General features: G+C 63.4%; 2 pseudogenes. Both read right to left on the reverse strand.

What is annotated here, in order from left to right:
* Nucleotides 1–484, reverse strand: a pseudogene (locus tag AOK08_RS48320) (proteasome accessory factor PafA2 family protein); the annotation flags it as partial.
* Between the two features lie 9 nt (nt 485–493).
* A pseudogene (locus AOK08_RS44335) lies at nt 494–683 on the reverse strand (MFS transporter); the annotation flags it as partial.

Below are 683 nucleotides of genomic sequence, written 5' to 3' on the forward strand. Positions count from 1 at the left end.
GCGGCGTCTGCAGCACCTTGCCCGCACCGCACAGAAGCTGGCGGGTGACCAGGAACGGAATGAGGATGTCCGCGAGCCGGGAGAACTCCCCGTGCCGGGCCACCAGATAGTTCTCGTGGCAACCGTACGAGTTGCCCGCCGAGTCCGTGTTGTTCTTGAAGAGGTAGACGTCGCCCGCGATTCCTTCCTCGTGCAGGCGTCGTTCTGCGTCCACCAGGAGTCCTTCGAGAATGCGCTCGCCGGCCTTGTCGTGAGTGACGAGTTCCGTCACGTTGTCACATTCCGGTGTCGCGTATTCCGGATGTGATCCCACGTCAAGGTAAAGGCGCGCGCCGTTTCGCAGAAAGACGTTGCTGCTACGGCCCCATGACACGACACGGCGGAAGAGGTACCGAGCCACCTCGTCGGGAGACAGACGCCGCTGTCCCCTGAACGTACACGTGACGCCGTACTCGTTCTCCAGCCCGAAAATGCGGCGGTCCATGACTGAACATTACGCCCGATCACCCGAGCTGAAACGGGTTCCGGCAGCACGGTTCGGATCATTTTCCGATGACACCGCCACCACCGCACCCCCCACAGGGACCGCCAGCACCCGCCCGGTGACCAGCAGAACCAGGAACGACACCGCCCCGGCGGCCCCCGGCACCACGAACCCCCACAGCTGTCTCTGATACACATCA

The sequence above is a fragment of the Streptomyces graminilatus genome (assembly GCF_001418565.1).
In the GTDB taxonomy this organism is placed as follows: Bacteria; Actinomycetota; Actinomycetes; order Streptomycetales; family Streptomycetaceae; genus Streptomyces; species Streptomyces graminilatus.